The 14,756-nt window shown below is 51.7% G+C and carries 11 protein-coding genes; 6 read left to right on the plus strand and 5 right to left on the minus strand.

Annotation, left to right across the window (positions count from 1 at the left end; all coding sequences use genetic code 11):
- Positions 1-63 precede the first annotated feature (63 nt).
- Positions 64-405, plus strand: coding sequence for a winged helix-turn-helix domain-containing protein (locus tag KK083_RS17780; protein ID WP_254165495.1), 342 nt, complete (start codon positions 64-66; stop codon positions 403-405).
- Between the two features lie 150 nt (positions 406-555).
- On the opposite strand, the gene KK083_RS17785 is transcribed toward KK083_RS17780, so the two are convergent.
- Positions 556-1,233: a phospholipase D-like domain-containing protein gene (locus KK083_RS17785; protein ID WP_254165497.1), complete on the minus strand. Its 678-nt coding sequence runs from the start codon at positions 1,231-1,233 to the stop codon at positions 556-558.
- Positions 1,234-1,392: 159 nt separating this feature from the next.
- A complete protein-coding gene (locus KK083_RS17790) occupies positions 1,393-2,379 on the minus strand; it encodes an ABC transporter ATP-binding protein (RefSeq protein ID WP_254165499.1) in 987 nt (328 codons plus the stop codon).
- A gap of 228 nt (positions 2,380-2,607) precedes the next feature.
- Between KK083_RS17790 and KK083_RS17795 the strand changes: the two genes are divergently transcribed.
- Positions 2,608-3,726 (plus strand): glycosyltransferase family 4 protein, encoded by a 1,119-nt coding sequence (locus KK083_RS17795; RefSeq protein WP_254165501.1) that lies wholly within the window; start codon positions 2,608-2,610, stop codon positions 3,724-3,726.
- Between the two features lie 80 nt (positions 3,727-3,806).
- Here the strand turns inward: KK083_RS17795 and KK083_RS17800 are convergent, their stop codons facing one another.
- The gene (locus KK083_RS17800) at positions 3,807-4,445 is read right to left on the minus strand and encodes a hypothetical protein (RefSeq protein WP_254165503.1); all 639 of its coding nucleotides are present in this window, start codon (positions 4,443-4,445) and stop codon (positions 3,807-3,809) included.
- A gap of 118 nt (positions 4,446-4,563) precedes the next feature.
- Between KK083_RS17800 and KK083_RS17805 the strand changes: the two genes are divergently transcribed.
- The 4 genes from KK083_RS17805 to KK083_RS17820 all read left to right on the plus strand — a co-directional run bounded on the left by KK083_RS17805 (position 4,564) and on the right by KK083_RS17820 (position 11,844).
- Positions 4,564-5,265 carry a DUF481 domain-containing protein gene (locus tag KK083_RS17805; protein ID WP_254165506.1) on the plus strand — a complete coding sequence of 234 codons (702 nt, stop codon included), beginning with the start codon at positions 4,564-4,566 and terminating at the stop codon, positions 5,263-5,265.
- A gap of 485 nt (positions 5,266-5,750) precedes the next feature.
- Positions 5,751-8,795: a SusC/RagA family TonB-linked outer membrane protein gene (locus KK083_RS17810; protein ID WP_254165508.1), complete on the plus strand. Its 3,045-nt coding sequence runs from the start codon at positions 5,751-5,753 to the stop codon at positions 8,793-8,795.
- 22 nt (positions 8,796-8,817) lie between these two features.
- Complete coding sequence (locus KK083_RS17815; RefSeq protein WP_254165510.1) at positions 8,818-10,218, plus strand: RagB/SusD family nutrient uptake outer membrane protein; 1,401 nt, start codon at positions 8,818-8,820, stop codon at positions 10,216-10,218.
- Between the two features lie 111 nt (positions 10,219-10,329).
- Positions 10,330-11,844 carry a S10 family peptidase gene (locus tag KK083_RS17820; protein WP_254165512.1) on the plus strand — a complete coding sequence of 505 codons (1,515 nt, stop codon included), beginning with the start codon at positions 10,330-10,332 and terminating at the stop codon, positions 11,842-11,844.
- A 190-nt stretch (positions 11,845-12,034) separates the two neighbouring features.
- On the opposite strand, the gene KK083_RS17825 is transcribed toward KK083_RS17820, so the two are convergent.
- Both KK083_RS17825 and KK083_RS17830 read right to left on the minus strand, forming a co-directional pair.
- Positions 12,035-13,585, minus strand: coding sequence for a glutamate racemase (locus tag KK083_RS17825; RefSeq protein ID WP_254165513.1), 1,551 nt, complete (start codon positions 13,583-13,585; stop codon positions 12,035-12,037).
- A 195-nt stretch (positions 13,586-13,780) separates the two neighbouring features.
- Positions 13,781-14,749 carry a hypothetical protein gene (locus tag KK083_RS17830; RefSeq protein WP_254165515.1) on the minus strand — a complete coding sequence of 323 codons (969 nt, stop codon included), beginning with the start codon at positions 14,747-14,749 and terminating at the stop codon, positions 13,781-13,783.
- Positions 14,750-14,756: the final 7 nt, after the last annotated feature.

Raw genomic sequence — 14,756 nt, forward strand, 5'->3', positions numbered from 1 at the left:
GCATCCAGGTAATTGGGGCAAAAGCGCTTGGAAATCTCATGCCGGCAGTTTTTCTTTATATACATGAGAAAAAAAGAGATACGCTTTCGCTGCTGGATCGATATTGACGGCACCAAGTTCTTCGGGCCCGGACCCGCTGAGCTGCTCGAGCTCATTAGCGAAGAAGGCTCCATTGCCAAGGCAGCAAAAAAAATGGGCATGTCTTACAAAAAAGCCTGGGACATCATTGACGAGCTGAACACACGGGGCAAAAAACCATTTGTGGTCTCGCACAAAGGTGGCGAAAGCGGTGGCGGCGCAGAGCTCACTGAGACAGGGAAGAAAGTGGTTGCGAGATACAGAGCGCTGACTTCGAAACTGAAGGCGATTATTGAGAAGGATACTGTGCTGCTGAAACTCATCTGATGGTTGCCGGTTGCCAGTTACCGGTTGCCAGTTGGGGCAGTGCACCATTCACCACTGTGCTTCGACTCAAAACGTTGATGACAACTTTAAAACTTGAAACCTGAAACCTTAAACTTTAAACTTGATACTCCCCTAACCGGCAACTGGCAACTAATTCAGGTACGCCTCCGTCTCCCTCCACAACCTCTCAAACTCTTTAGAGAACGACCTCACCACACCAACCTCATGGGTCAGCAGGATATTTTCGTAGTTGAAACGGGCTGCGCTGCTGGTCCAGTTGTAGCTTCCGGTGATCAGGCTGCGCTCGTCGGCCACCATAAATTTATGATGCATGTGATTGCTCGATACGTCGGTTTTTACGGCGATGCCTGCCTGGGCCAGTTGGTGGATGTCCGATCCAACGTCGAATGACTTGTCGTTGTCGGTGATGATCTTCAGGGCAACGCCCCGCGTATGGGCAGCCATAATAGCCCTTGTGATCTGATCGTCGCTGATGGTGAATACACAGATCTTCAGCTGATGTATGGCGCCGTTGATCTGCCCGATGATGGCATGACGGCATGTTTCACCGGGACTGAAGAATGCTTCGGCGTGCGGCGTCGACTTCGCCTGCAGCAGGTTGCTGGCATCCTTCACCCATTGCATCACCAGCGCGTAGTTGCTGGCAGTAGCCTTCTCGTAGGCCAGCTCGTAGACCTTGCTGCGCAGGTGGCTCAGCGCTTCGGCATCCATGGGCTGCGCTTCGAGCTCAAGCCAGAGCTCATTTTTCTCCGCTTTGGAAAAATAATCGTCTTCAAGACTCTGCTTCAGGCGGGTGATGATATCCATTTTTTGAGTGTGACTCTTTTTTGGGTGACTCAAAGATAGGAGTTTAAAATAGAAGTAAGGAGTAAGAAGTAAGTAGTAAGGAGGAGTAGTTAGCTAGAAGTCAGAAGCCAGGAGCCAGGAGTCAGGAGAAGGGACTGGGGGAAGGGTGCAGGTGTAAGGTCAAATAAGCCAGGCGTTGGCGGGATCGAAGGTGATGTGAATGGTTTCGCCTTTGGGGATGGTGTCGCCGGTTGTTTTTCTCAGGGTGATGTTGCCGTGGGGTAGTGCTACTTCCAGCTCGTAGTATCCACCGAAGAAGTTCACCTGTGACACTTTTCCTGTCAGCGTATTGGCTCCCTGTTGCGTGATCTTAAAATGCTCTGGACGGATCAACATACTTTTTCCGTTCGCCTTGATTCCTGCGAGCTCAAAAATCTGCCGGGATGAAGCCGGATCGATCAGGTTATATTTTCCGAACAGTCCTGCCGTGTAAGCATCAACGGGCTGGCTGTACACCTCCGCAGGACTCCCCTGTTGCACCACCCTGCCCGCCTTCATCACCAGGATGTGATCCGCCCATGACAATGTATCGGCGGGATCGTGCGAAACCAGCATACAGGTGATCTTCAGGCTGGCACCGATATCTTCGATCACGGTTTTCAGCAGCTGCTTGTGCGCCACATCCAGGTTCGAAAACGGTTCGTCCAGCAATAACAAAGAGGGTGAAGCGATCAGCAGGCGCGCAATGGCCACGCGCTGACGTTCTCCGCCCGACAGCTGATCGGTTCTGCGCCTGAGCAGGTGGCCGATGCGGCAAACCTCGTACAGTGTGCTCGCACTATCGTCAGATAACACATTGGCGTAATCCAGCGCCTGCTCGACTCTCAGGAACTGCGGCAGCTCGAAATGCTGCGAAAGATAGGCGATGTCGGGATGGCCGGGGACCAGTTTTTCAGCAGGGCCCAGTACACGTTCGTCATGCAGTCTTACTTCACCGGTGTCGGGCTGGATCAATCCCGCGATGATCTTCAGCAACGTGCTTTTTCCGGAACCGGTCTCCCCTGCAATGGCAATCCGCTGATGTCGCTGCAGCGAAAAGCTCACATCCTTTAGCACATGATCTCCTTCTCCCAGCTTAGAGATACTGGATACGGTGAGCAACATCATGTTTTCTGGAGTTGACAAAACGGGAAGAATGGCATTGGGAAACTGGGCATCAGGCATTGGGAAACCCCTCGCAAATATAGGATACTTTTTCAGGTACATAACACAGGTTCTTTGTTGCCGGTTCCGGGAAAAAATCTCAGATCGGGAAATTTCAAGCCTCTCCAGCCGCTTAAAATAGCTCAAAATCAAGGTTTCCCGGTCCGGCATGCGAATCGCCTTATACCTGGCGTGGAAACGATCATCATTTACATCACCCCTGGATTCACCGCGCTGGCCTTTGCCGCCGTAGGGATCCCATTCATGAGAAGCTTTGCCAACCGGTTTGGGCTGGTAGACAAGCCGAATCACCGCAAACTGCACCATACACCGATACCCCTCGTGGGTGGCATTTCGGTTTTTATGACCATTGCCCTGGTGCTGGCACTTTGTGGTGTTTCGTTGCAAGGGGCGGCAGAGAACGTTTCTGTGCTGCTGGCCGCAGTTGTCATGCTGGTGGCCGGCGCCTGGGATGACAAGTCAGGTATCAGGCCCATTTACCGCCTGCTCATTCAAGCCGCGTGTGCCTACATCGTTGCGTCGGCAGGCATTCGCATCGAATCTCTGTATGGAATTCTTGGCATCGGTGAGATACCGGTGACCATGCAATATGTCATTACCGTGGTGGTGATCACCGGTGTAGTGAACGCTTATAATCTCATGGATGGTATTGACGGCTTGTTGGGAAGTCTGGTGCTGATCACGGCTGCCGTGTTGGCTGCCATCGCCTGGTACCTGCACGCCACAGAAGTGATGCTGCTGATGTTTGCCGTGGCAGGTGCCGTGACCGGTTTTCTGCGTCACAACTTCAGCGGTACTGGCAGCAAAGTATTCATGGGAGATGCCGGCGCGCTCTCGCTCGGGTTTATCCTGGTGGTTTCCGCGATCCGTCTGCTGAACCTCGCCGAAGGGCAAGCCATCGCAGTTCAGACAAAGACCATGCTCCTCATCAGCAGTGTGTTTTTTGTGCCGGTGTTGGATTCACTGCGGGTTTACATAGCCCGCCTGATGCGGGGTACTTCTCCTTTCAAAGCAGACAAAACACACCTTCATCACCTGTTCTTATCGTTTGGTTTTTCACACAAAATAGTATCTGTCATCCTCGCGATGGCAATCATATTGATCGTGCTCGTTGTGGAGGCATTGGCAAACACGATGGCTCCCGCCTGGGTAATATTGACGGGCGTAACACTGTTCTCGGTGTTGCCCGGAACCTGGCATGCCGTTCAGCTTTTGAATGCAAGAATGGAACAAAGTCCACGGACCACAGTCGACAGTCCACGGCAGGAGCGGGTTGCCTCGGTTTATTGACCCTGCGTTAACAGTGGATGGCCGTCTCATTCGCTGTGACGCACGGGTCTAACCGTGGACTGTGGACCATCGACCGTGGACTATTTATTCTTATTCTCCCAGGTATCCATCTTGATCTTTTCAATCAGCAGGGAGTTCTTGAACTCATGGATCAGCTTTTCCATTTCTGAATCGCGCGTGAGCAGGTTGTTATATTCCTGCTCGTGGGCATCGATTACGGGTTTGAGCTTGTTGAAGTTGGCCTGCATATTTTGAATCGCCGTGGCCATCTGTTCTTTTTCCGCGTCTGAAACAGAAGCGTCGCCTTGTTTCAGCTGCAGCACCTGGAGAACTTCTTCGATATACCGCAGCATATCCCATGGATTGTTGGGCCGGTTCCAGGTAAACTCGATGTTGCACCTCCTGCAGCGGTAGCGGTTGCTCTTCCATCCTTTCTCGTTCTTCTCCGTGCCGATGAGCTTCAGCATATCCCGCTTGTGACAGTTGGGGCACTCCGCATCGTCTTTCACCAGCTTGTTCAGGTATTCACGCTCCTGGAGGATGGAGGCCCTTGTATTGGCATGGTGTTCCATCTGCTCCACAAAACGGTCTACGGCTTCTTCCACTTTTGCATGCTCCTTGCCGAGCTTCCCTTCGCCGATCAGCTTGCGGCTTTGTTTCTTGAAGAAGGTTGCCACCTTCACCAGCTCCCGTTCATTCGGCTTGAAGTGCTTGTTCATTCGTTAAGTTTTATCAAAAATAGGAAATAAAAGATGCCGGCACGGAAAAGCGTGAGGCACAATTTTTTCCTGTAAGCGCCTCATGCACCGGCTGAAATTATGTTTGCTCTTGGGAATCATGGCCTGCTTCGGGCCCTCCTATGCCCAGTTCAATGATACCACCAACTATTATGTGAATTTCAGCTCCACCGGCATTATCAACAAGACCAACGACCGTAGCGCTTACGTGCTCAACAACAATTTCAAGTTCTCCTTATATAAGAAGAGTCATTCGCTGAACACCACGCATGGACTGGTCTACGGCGAACAGCAGGGCAAGCTCTCCAACCGCGACCTGACTTCGGCGCTCGACTTCAACCTGTTTCAAACAGAACGTTTCTATTACTGGGGACTGGCAAGTTATGAGCGGAGCTTTTCGCTGAAGATCAACCACCGGCTACAGTCAGGGTTCGGCATCGGTTATAATATTATTGACAGAACCAATGCCGTGGTAGTGATCAGTGATGGCATCCTTTATGAAAAGAGCGACCTGCATAACAATGCCGAGACAGGCAATAACCGGTATGAGACCTTTCGCAATTCCTTCCGTCTCAAGTTCCGGTTCCTCGTCGGCAAAGCGGTAACGATCGATGGTACTGATTTCGTGCAGCATGCGCTGGATAACGGCCACGATTATATCGTCAGGTCCAATACAAACATTTCCGTCAGGCTCATGCGCTGGCTGAGCTTCACTACCTCGGTGACCTATAACAAGCTGAACCTCACGCGTCGCGAAAACCTGCTGATCAATTTCGGGCTTACGCTGGAGAGGTATTTTTAAGAGTCGACGGTCCACAGACCACGGACCACAGACGGGGGTGGTGTTGCATTCGGAGCTTCCACCTATTTAAAAAGTATGAGGAACGAAATACGGAATAGGAAGGTACGCGGGGCTCGCCGTGGACTGTCGACTGTGGACCGTGGACTTTCAACTCAACCATATACCAGTACAAGGCTACGCCAAGCCACTCCCGTATATGACGTGATAAAAAATGTGTAATAGCTGACGAAAAACTTACATCGACTCGCGCGCATGTAATGATCTTCGCGGTTTTGTACACTTCTAACGGAATGCCTGGTGCTTTTTTTCTTTTTTAAAGACTCTAACAGGCTTCATAGTGGCAAAGGGCTTCAAAAAGCGATTTCCTTTCGTCCGGCTTAAATACATTTCGCTTGTATTTTTAAACCGATAGTCACAAATGAATATATTCTTTCCGCCTTAGTTTTACCTTCTGTTTATTCACTAACCCACATGTTAAAAAAGTTATGCAAAAGTATGTACTCTTGATTTTCGCGATGTTCTTTATGGCCCGCGTCGGATGGGGCCAGGAGAAGACGGTAACGGGAACGGTCCGGTCGTTTTCGGACAATGAGTCGTTGCCAGGTGTAAATGTTACAATAAAAGGTACAACCATGGGTACCACAACGGCATCCGACGGAACGTATACAGTAAAGTTTACGCAAGAGAATGCAGTGCTGATATTCTCGTTCATTGGTTTTGCTACCAAGGAAGTTGAGGTCGGTAACCAGACCGTGATCGATGTTTCTCTCGAAGATGACATCCAGCAGCTGGGAGAAGTTATCGTGGTAGGTTACGGTGAGCAGGACAGGCGCACATTGACGAGCGCCATCTCCAAAGTGAGTGCTGCCGAGATCCGCGATGTGCCTACCCCGAACACATCACAGCTGATCCAGGGAAGGGCCGCGGGTGTGTTGGTAAGCGCCAACTCAGGTGAGCCGGGCACAGGAGCCCTGGTACGCGTGAGGGGAAGTACCTCTATCAACGCCAGCTCTGATCCACTCTATGTTATAGATGGTATTCCGATCGTAAGCGCCAACCTTGCACGGACCACCTTCGGCCAGGCTACCTCTCCTATTGCTGACCTGAATCCCGCGGATATCGAGTCGATCGAGATCCTGAAGGATGCGTCAGCAACTGCCATTTATGGAGCCAGGGCTGCCAACGGCGTGATCCTGATCACCACTAAAAGAGGTGCTACTTCCCGTCCGAAGATCTCCATCAATACCTATGCGGGTACCAGCACAGCCTGGAGAGATCCCAACGATCTGAGGGTTGACGGCCCTACGTTTGAAAAACTGCAGAATGAAGCTGCGGCCAACAATTATATGGATACACACAGCGGATCGCTGGCAGGCTTCACAGCGCCTTATGCGAATCCTGATGATGCTATCGATACCAACTGGATGGACCAGATCTTCCAGGATGGTGCGCTCTTCAACCTCGATGCCAACGTATCTGGCGGAACTGAAAAGGTAAAATACCTTGTATCGGGCAACCGCTACAAGCAGGAAGGTTTGATCAAGCCCACCAACTTTGAAAGGACTTCGGGCAGGGCAAACCTCGACTTCATGGTGTCTGACAAGATCAAGCTGGGTACCAGCATCTTCTATTCCACCACGGTGCGTAACCGTGTTCAGAATGGTAACAACATCAACGGTGCGCTCACCAATGCATTCTTCTATCCTTCCAATATTCCCATCTACGAGGCGGATGGTGTTACTTACAAGAGACCTGTTTTTGAAAACCCGGTTGCTGTAGTGAAGGAAACTCAATATAAGATGGTGACCGATCGCCTCATTGGTAACATATTTGCCGATTGGGAGATCACGCCGGGTCTTATCTTCAAAACAAGCTGGAGCTTAGATAACAACTATGTTACAGAAGACCAGTACAGCAATTCAAAAACCACTACAGGTGGTGGCGTGAACGGCAGCGGTTCTTCGAGCGTTACGCAGGATCTGAACTGGATCAACGAGAACATCCTTTCTTACCAGTTCGAGCGTTCAGGAAAGCACAAGTTCAACTTCCTGCTCGGTAATACACTTCAGAAAAACACCAATACGCAAGTAGTGGCCACAGGTCAGCAGTATCCTGGCGATAATTTCACCAAGATCAGCTCGGCGGCGATCACCACGTCAAGGGCGGATATGACCCAGTGGGGTATCGCTTCGCTTTTCGGAAGGATCAACTATAACTACGCTGACAAGTACCTCTTCACCACCAACATGCGTTACGACGGATCGTCACGTTTCGGTGCTAACAACCGCTGGGGCTTCTTCCCTTCTGCTTCCGCAGGATGGGTAATGTCTAACGAACAGTTTATGGATGATGTAAACGCGGTATCTGAATTGAAACTGCGTGTGAGCTACGGTGTTACTGGTAACCAAAGCGGTATTGCCAACTTTGCATCAAGAGGCTTGTGGGGTGGTCAGCGCGGCGGACTCGTTGGCGGTGGTGGCACTGTGCCTATCAACACCACAACGCAGGCTGCTGCTTATGGTGATTTCCCCGGCTTTAACCCGATCCAGCTGGCGAACCCCGACCTGAAATGGGAGACCACCAGCCAGTTCGATATCGGCTTTGACCTCGGCCTGTTCGAAGACAAAGTTCGTGTGACGTTCGATTACTACAATAAACAGACGAAAGACCTGTTGCTGAACGTTCCTGTTCCCCGCTCTACCGGTTACAACGTGCTGGTACAGAACTACGGCGAAATGGAGAACAAAGGTGTGGAGCTTGCCGTGAAAGCATCCGCTATTGCCAAGGAATCATTGACCTGGGATATTGGCTTCAACATCTCTCAAAACAAGAATTTGGTGAAGAAGATCGCTGCGCCGTTCCCGCAGTTTACCCGCGATTATATCAGGGTACAGGAAGGTTTCCCGTTATATTCTTTCTGGGCGCATGAGCAGATCGGCGTCGATCCCCAGACCGGTAACGCCATCTGGAACACTGGCACTGATGACGTATTCGATCCGAACGTAGACAGGTTCATTGTCGGCAACGCATGGCCTGACTTCATCGGCGGTCTTACCAACGATCTGCGTTACAAGAACTTCGACCTCACTGCCTTCTTCCAGTTCAGTGTTGGCAACGAGATCTTCAATTATAACAGGTTCTTCTACGAGCACGGTGGCGAAAGAACCACCGGATATTCGTCACAGCAGCTTGACCGTTGGCAGAAACCCGGTGACGTTACCGACGTTCCGAGGATGGCCCGGATAAACTACAACAGCAATCTTCGCCCGTCAAGGCATATTGAAGATGGCAGCTACCTGAGGCTCAAGAACCTGAACATCGGTTATACCCTGCCCAAGACCATTTCCAATAAACTGGGCATGAGCAACCTCCGCCTGTATGTGGCCGGACAGAACCTGCTGACCTTCACCAAGTACTCAGGACTGGATCCTGAAGTATCTGCTGACGCAGCAGAGCTGATCCAGGGTGTGGATTACGCGGTGATGCCCCAACCGAGGATCTGGATGGGCGGCGTAAATATTACTTTCTAATTATTAAGCGTTGAGAACAAGTATGAAAAAGAAAATAATAGCATTAGGATTTTCAGCTTTAATGGTGGTGTCGTCGTGCGACGTGCTCGAACTGAACCCCGTTACACAGATAGATACAGATCAGGCCATTATCAATGTCAGCACCGCCCAGGGAGCAGTGAATGGCCTGTATAATAACCTTCAGGGCGTTTATGACTGGCACGTTCAGGTACTCTCCGATGTTGCCTCTGATGTTTCACAACAGATCGATACCTGGGATGCGCTGATCAACATTGATGAGTTCAGCCAGACACCCGATAACTCGGAAGTATCGGATCTTTATACCGTGTTGTACAGGTGCTCTGACATTTCGAACAACATCATCGCCAAAGTTCCGGGCATTGAAGGTGCTGAGGCAACCAAGAACGACCTGATGGGACAGGCGCATTTTGTGCGGGCGCTGGCCTATTTTGAGCTGGCCCGCTTCTTTGGAGGCATCCCCGGTGGTTATGAGGAAGCTGGTGTTGTCATAAAACTGACACCTTCCATCGGGATCAGCCCTTCCGATTATGCTCCACGCACCACACTGACGGAAACTTACCAGCAGGTAGAATCGGATCTGTTGACCGCACTGAACCTGTTGCCAGAAACCCGCACGGATAACCTGCAGACCAAGGCAAGGCCTACAAAAGCAACTGCCCGTGCACTGCTCGCCCGCTACTACCTGTACCAGAAGAACTGGGCACAGGCAGAGAGCTATGCGAGCCTGGTGATCAGTGATACAAGGTTCAGCCTGGTTGTTCCTTTTGAAAACATTTTCAGGACCAAGAATACGGCTGAGTCTATCTTCGAGCTGCAGTACAATAACAATGACGTAAGCGGACTGAGAAACTGGTACTATCCTACATCGCTTTCGGGCCGTGGTGGCGTAGCGCTGCATGATGCCACTTACCTGGAAATGACCGCTGATGCCAATGACGCACGTGGAAAGCTCACAGCAAAGAACAGCACTACCAACACGTACTACACTACCAAGTGGAACACCCCTGGTAACATTGACAACGTTTCGGTTATACGCATGGCAGAAATGTACCTGATCCGTGCAGAAGCCAGGACCGAGATCGGAACCAACCTCACCGGAGCTGCTGACGACCTCAATGCCGTGAGAACACGCGCAGGCATCGGCAACACCACAGCAGCCACACAGGATGAGCTGCGCACTGCCATCCTTGCAGAACGCAAGCTCGAGTTTATCGGTGAAGGCCATCGCTGGTTCGACCTGATCCGTACAGGCAAGGCGCTGACAGTGCTCACGAATGTGAAGCGCTCCAAGGGAAGTCAGTCATCTTACGCACTGACAGACGCCCGTCGCCAGGTCTTCCCCTTCCCTAACGTAGAAGTACTCACCAATACCAACCTGCTGCAAAATTCAGCATACCGGTAACAACAACGAAACGCCTGGAAAAACCCAGGCGTTTCGCTTTTTAAAACAACCGCTCAAGTAATATTCATTGCTCATAACCCATTGAACATTTTTATAATTCTTTAATTAAACATGAGACGACTACTATTCCCGATCTTCCTTTGCGCTGTGTTCTCTTTTAAGGCACAGGCACAATCCATTTCCGCTACCGCGGCACCCAATCAGACCATCGCCGGAAACGATGAAGTGTCAGTTACCAAACACCAGCTCACCGCCAACGGCAAAGTGCTGGCGTACACGGCCACTTCTGGATACATGCATATGACCGATGAGAACAAAAAGCCCAAAGCCAAGATCTTCTATACAGCCTATACACTGGATGGCACCAGAACGCCTGCAGAACGGCCCATCACGTTCATTTACAACGGTGGCCCTGGCTCCGCGTCTGTGTGGCTTCACATGGGTGGCCTCGGCCCCAAGCGCATCCTGATGACCGACAACGGTGAATCGATGTCGCCACCGTATGAGATCGTAGACAACCCCGACACCTGGCTCGAAGTATCCGACCTCGTGTTCATCGATCCCGTTGAAACAGGCTACAGCCGTCCCGCAGACGGTGAAGACAAGAAACAGTTTCTCGGATACCAGGAAGACCTTGCTTCCGTAGGAGACTTCATCAGGGCTTACACGTCACGTTATGAGCGCTGGGCTTCGCCTAAATACCTCTCGGGCGAAAGCTACGGAACCACACGTTCAGCAGGACTTTCAGGCTACCTTCAGGACCGCTATGGATTTTACCTCAACGGCATCATCCTGATCTCGTCCATCATGAACTTCCAGACCACCAACTTTGAAAAAGGCAACGACCTGCCCTATGCGCTGTTCCTGCCTACGTACGCGGCCATTGCAGCCTACCACAATGCCCTGCCCCAGAAACCTTCCGACCTCGAGGCGTTCCTGAAAGAAGTAAGGGAGTACGCTATCGGCGAGTATTCTACCATGCTGATGAAGGGTGACCGCCTGACGCAGCAGGAGAAAGACCAGGTTGCCGACAAGTTGAACCGCTACACCGGCCTCTCGAAAAAATACCTTGCACAGTCGAACTACCGCATTGCCATCTCCCGGTTCGTAAAAGAGCTGCTGCGCGAGAAAGGCCAGACCGTAGGAAGACTTGACGGCCGTTTCATAGGCCTCGACTATGACGACGCTGGCGAACAATACGAATTCGATCCGAGCTACAGCGCTGCGATCTATGGACCTTATGCCATGGCCATCAACGACCACCTCAGAAGAACGTTGAAAGTGAAGATCGATCTGCCTTACGAGATCCTCACCGGAAGGGTGCGGCCATGGAACTACAGCAACGTGCAGAACAGCTACCTGAACAACTCGGAAACACTGCGCAATGCCATCCACAAGAACCCGTTCCTGAAGGTGCTTATCATCAACGGATACTATGACCTGGCAACACCTTTCTTTGCTACGGAATACACAGTTGACCACATGTTCCTCGACCCTTCGCTCCGGAACAACATCAGCTTTAAGTATTATCCGTCAGGCCACATGGTGTATATCCATAAGCCATCGCTGGTACAGATGAATAAAGATGTGAAAGCGTTTTATAAGGACACGTTGCCGAAGAAGTAACTTGAAGAGTCCACAGTCGACGGTCCACGGTCCACAGACAAGCCGTGTGACTATTGTAGGCTGGGAAATGAAACCAGGAGCCCTTTCTCTTACGGAGAAGGGGCTTTTTTTGCGGAGGATAGTCGTCGGACCACTGACAACGCGCCGACTGCGCGCAGTGGTCTGACGACTATTGATTTACGTGTGGACTCTACTGGTTCACCGTGATCCGTTGCTCCGGAAGCAGGAAAGAGGTTTTCGGATTGCTTTCATTAAAGCGAATGATCCTGCTGTAGGTTTGGGGGATCATTTTGCTCAGTCGCTCCAGTGTCTCCTGCGGAATGTTCTGCCTGCTGAACGGTACCATCTTCACGTATTCCTGGATCTCTCCTTCGTTCCTGCCGTATTTGTACTCGTAGGTAAAACGGCCGAGGCTGTCAGTGATCACATTTTTGTTAGTGAGGTTCGGCATGCTGATGTAGAATTCGCTGCTGTCCATGGAGCCCGCCGCGTTGAACAGCGCCTGCTCCTGCATGAATGCATACAATTCTTTGGCTACATTCACAGCCGGGTCTATCAGCTTGATGCTGTCGGTCATCAGGCTTCGGTATACGTATGCGCCGTTTTTCTTGTAGTTGTACAGCTCGCCAAGCACCTGCCTGATCTCTCCGGTAAGGTATGGATAGTGGGTACATCCCAGCAGCAGCGCTTTGAGTGGCTGGGCATCGGGTGTTTTACGCATTTGCTCCATCAGCGACACCAGGTGATACCGTACATAGTTCTCGGCTGAGTTGAGCTGCAGGATCTCGCACTCGCCGTTGCCCTTGCTATCGCACAGCACCTTGTTCTGCGAGAAGTTGAAGTTGTAAACATCCAGCAGCGCTTTGTCGATGGTGTAATCGGGGTGCGCCCACGACGGGCCTTTGTAACTGGTGCGTGGAGTGCTGGCGTTGCGGTCTATAAATTCCTTCTCCTCGTCAACGGCTTCGGCCATCCCATAGCCACCGCGGTTGAAGATCATAATGTTGCCTTTGTATCCCAGCTCGTCCTTCAGCTTCAGCAACGTTTTTTCATAACCTTTGGAAGCAATGGTACCCACGGTAGCCAGCACGCCGATGGAACCGCTCTCCTCTTTCGAGAACACTTCCAACGCTCCCCTAGCCCCGGCATCGATCACACCGATGATCTTGATATTGGCTCCGCTTTGCCGGATGAATGCCTCCAGGGTCTCTTTGCCATACGCTGTTGCCGTGTTGCAGGCCACGACAATAACCTTTACAGGTTCCTTGTCAGTTTTAAAATTGGTGGCCTTGTTGTCCTGGTAATATTTGTCTGACAGCAAAAACTGGCCGTCTTTGAGAATGTGCTCGATCAGCAACCCAGACTTGTTCTGGGCATAGTAGTTACCGTAAGGCATGTTGGCCTGGTCTGCGAGGTAGATGAACTTCTCCTTCGAAAAATCGGGCACGCCATCGCTACCCGAAGCACCGTTACCATTGTTATGCGCGTCGAAGGCAAGCAGCGCATTCAGGATGGTGAGTCCGCCGGTGCCCGAATCGAATACGCCAACGGGAAGTATGTTCCTTTTCTCGGGGTATTTCTTAAAATCGATGTGATAGAAACTTTCCTTGTCGTTCAGGATGGCCTTCTCGATGGCCGACAGGTTCTCGGTGGCTGCTGTCTCCGCTTTAGAAGCGCATCCGGAAAAAAGAGAAGCACAGAGCCCTGCGCCCAAAGAGAAAAGCAATAAATTCCTGATCATTGTGGTAAGGTCAATAACTACAAATATAAAAGACCTGGCTTCAAAACCTATCCCTGAAAATGGGGAGATGGTCCACGGTCCACCTCCACGGCAATACACCTCAACTCAAACGCCGCCAACACACCCCGGGCCTGTAACGACTATGCGGATCAACGCCGCCGGCTGTGGACCGTCGACTGTGGTCCGTGGACTCTGCTAATCCTTCCTGATGTCAATCTGATAATGAGCATTGAAATAATCAACGATCACATCCGTCAGCTTCCCTGCAAATGCCCTGCGGCTCTGTTCGGGGTCGCGCAGGCCGGTGCGGTAACATTCAAGCTGGATGGCGTCGACACCGTCTTGCTTGAGCGAGCCATAGGTCTGGGTGCAGTAGCCACCTTCAAAATAATCTACGCCGATGCCGGGATGCCGGTCCTGGGCGCTCGGCACCGCAGCATAGCCAGCTTTGTGCAGCAGCGTTCCGAAGCTGTTGTCACCCCTGATCAGTTGTGAGAACGGCAAAGTGGAGCGACTGGCAAGCGCGCGGATGCTGGTGCTGGAGGCAAGCGCGTTCAGCTGCTCGTCGCTTTTTGCCAGGTCCGCGTTGCCCAGCAGGTATCCTACTTCAATTCGCTGAATGGCATGGCCATGGCCGTGCATATCGAGGTATAATCCTTCGCCCATCTTCTCCACGACCTTTGCACGGGCGTAGGCAAGAAAATACTGGTAATCTCTCCAGGCCTGCTGTGCGATGGCGTCACCCTGGGCGGCTTCGCCGATCGGCCTGTTGGGGTCGAGCTTTTTCCGGTGCAGCTTGTTGATGATCACGTGGGGTCTGATGCCCGTACGCGCCAGGATAGAGTCGGCAATGGTGCGCGTCAGCTCCTGTGTATAACGGTCGGCGTCGGTCACACCCGATGTGCGATCGCGAATGCTCTCAGGTGTTTCATAACCGCCGTGGGGCGCCGACAATATGATGCGGCTGGCATCATCGCCTGCAATGTACTCCGTGTAGTTACCCGTGCCGTAGAAAACTTCTCCCGGGGTCGGGGTAAAGTTAGTAGAGTCATACGGGTTCACGATCTTACCCGCCGGCAGTCCCACTTCCTGTGAGCAGTACGTCAATCCTGTTAAAAGTATTGCCAGGCCCAGGGCAACCGTTGCCGTCTTCAATTTTTTCATATCCTTC

The sequence above is a fragment of the Chryseosolibacter histidinae genome (genome assembly GCF_018598225.1).
Lineage (GTDB): Bacteria > Bacteroidota > Bacteroidia > Cytophagales > Cyclobacteriaceae > Chryseosolibacter > Chryseosolibacter histidini.

Coding starts and splice junctions, on each gene's coding strand:
- KK083_RS17805 (WP_254165506.1), top strand. CDS start 4,564: ATGGCCTGCTTCGGGCCCTCCTATGCCCAGTTCAATGATACCACCAAC.
- KK083_RS17790 (WP_254165499.1), bottom strand. CDS start 2,379: ATGATGTTGCTCACCGTATCCAGTATCTCTAAGCTGGGAGAAGGAGAT.
- KK083_RS17820 (WP_254165512.1), top strand. CDS start 10,330: ATGAGACGACTACTATTCCCGATCTTCCTTTGCGCTGTGTTCTCTTTT.
- KK083_RS17800 (WP_254165503.1), bottom strand. CDS start 4,445: ATGAACAAGCACTTCAAGCCGAATGAACGGGAGCTGGTGAAGGTGGCA.
- KK083_RS17810 (WP_254165508.1), top strand. CDS start 5,751: ATGCAAAAGTATGTACTCTTGATTTTCGCGATGTTCTTTATGGCCCGC.
- KK083_RS17825 (WP_254165513.1), bottom strand. CDS start 13,585: ATGATCAGGAATTTATTGCTTTTCTCTTTGGGCGCAGGGCTCTGTGCT.
- KK083_RS17780 (WP_254165495.1), top strand. CDS start 64: ATGAGAAAAAAAGAGATACGCTTTCGCTGCTGGATCGATATTGACGGC.
- KK083_RS17830 (WP_254165515.1), bottom strand. CDS start 14,749: ATGAAAAAATTGAAGACGGCAACGGTTGCCCTGGGCCTGGCAATACTT.
- KK083_RS17785 (WP_254165497.1), bottom strand. CDS start 1,233: ATGGATATCATCACCCGCCTGAAGCAGAGTCTTGAAGACGATTATTTT.
- KK083_RS17815 (WP_254165510.1), top strand. CDS start 8,818: ATGAAAAAGAAAATAATAGCATTAGGATTTTCAGCTTTAATGGTGGTG.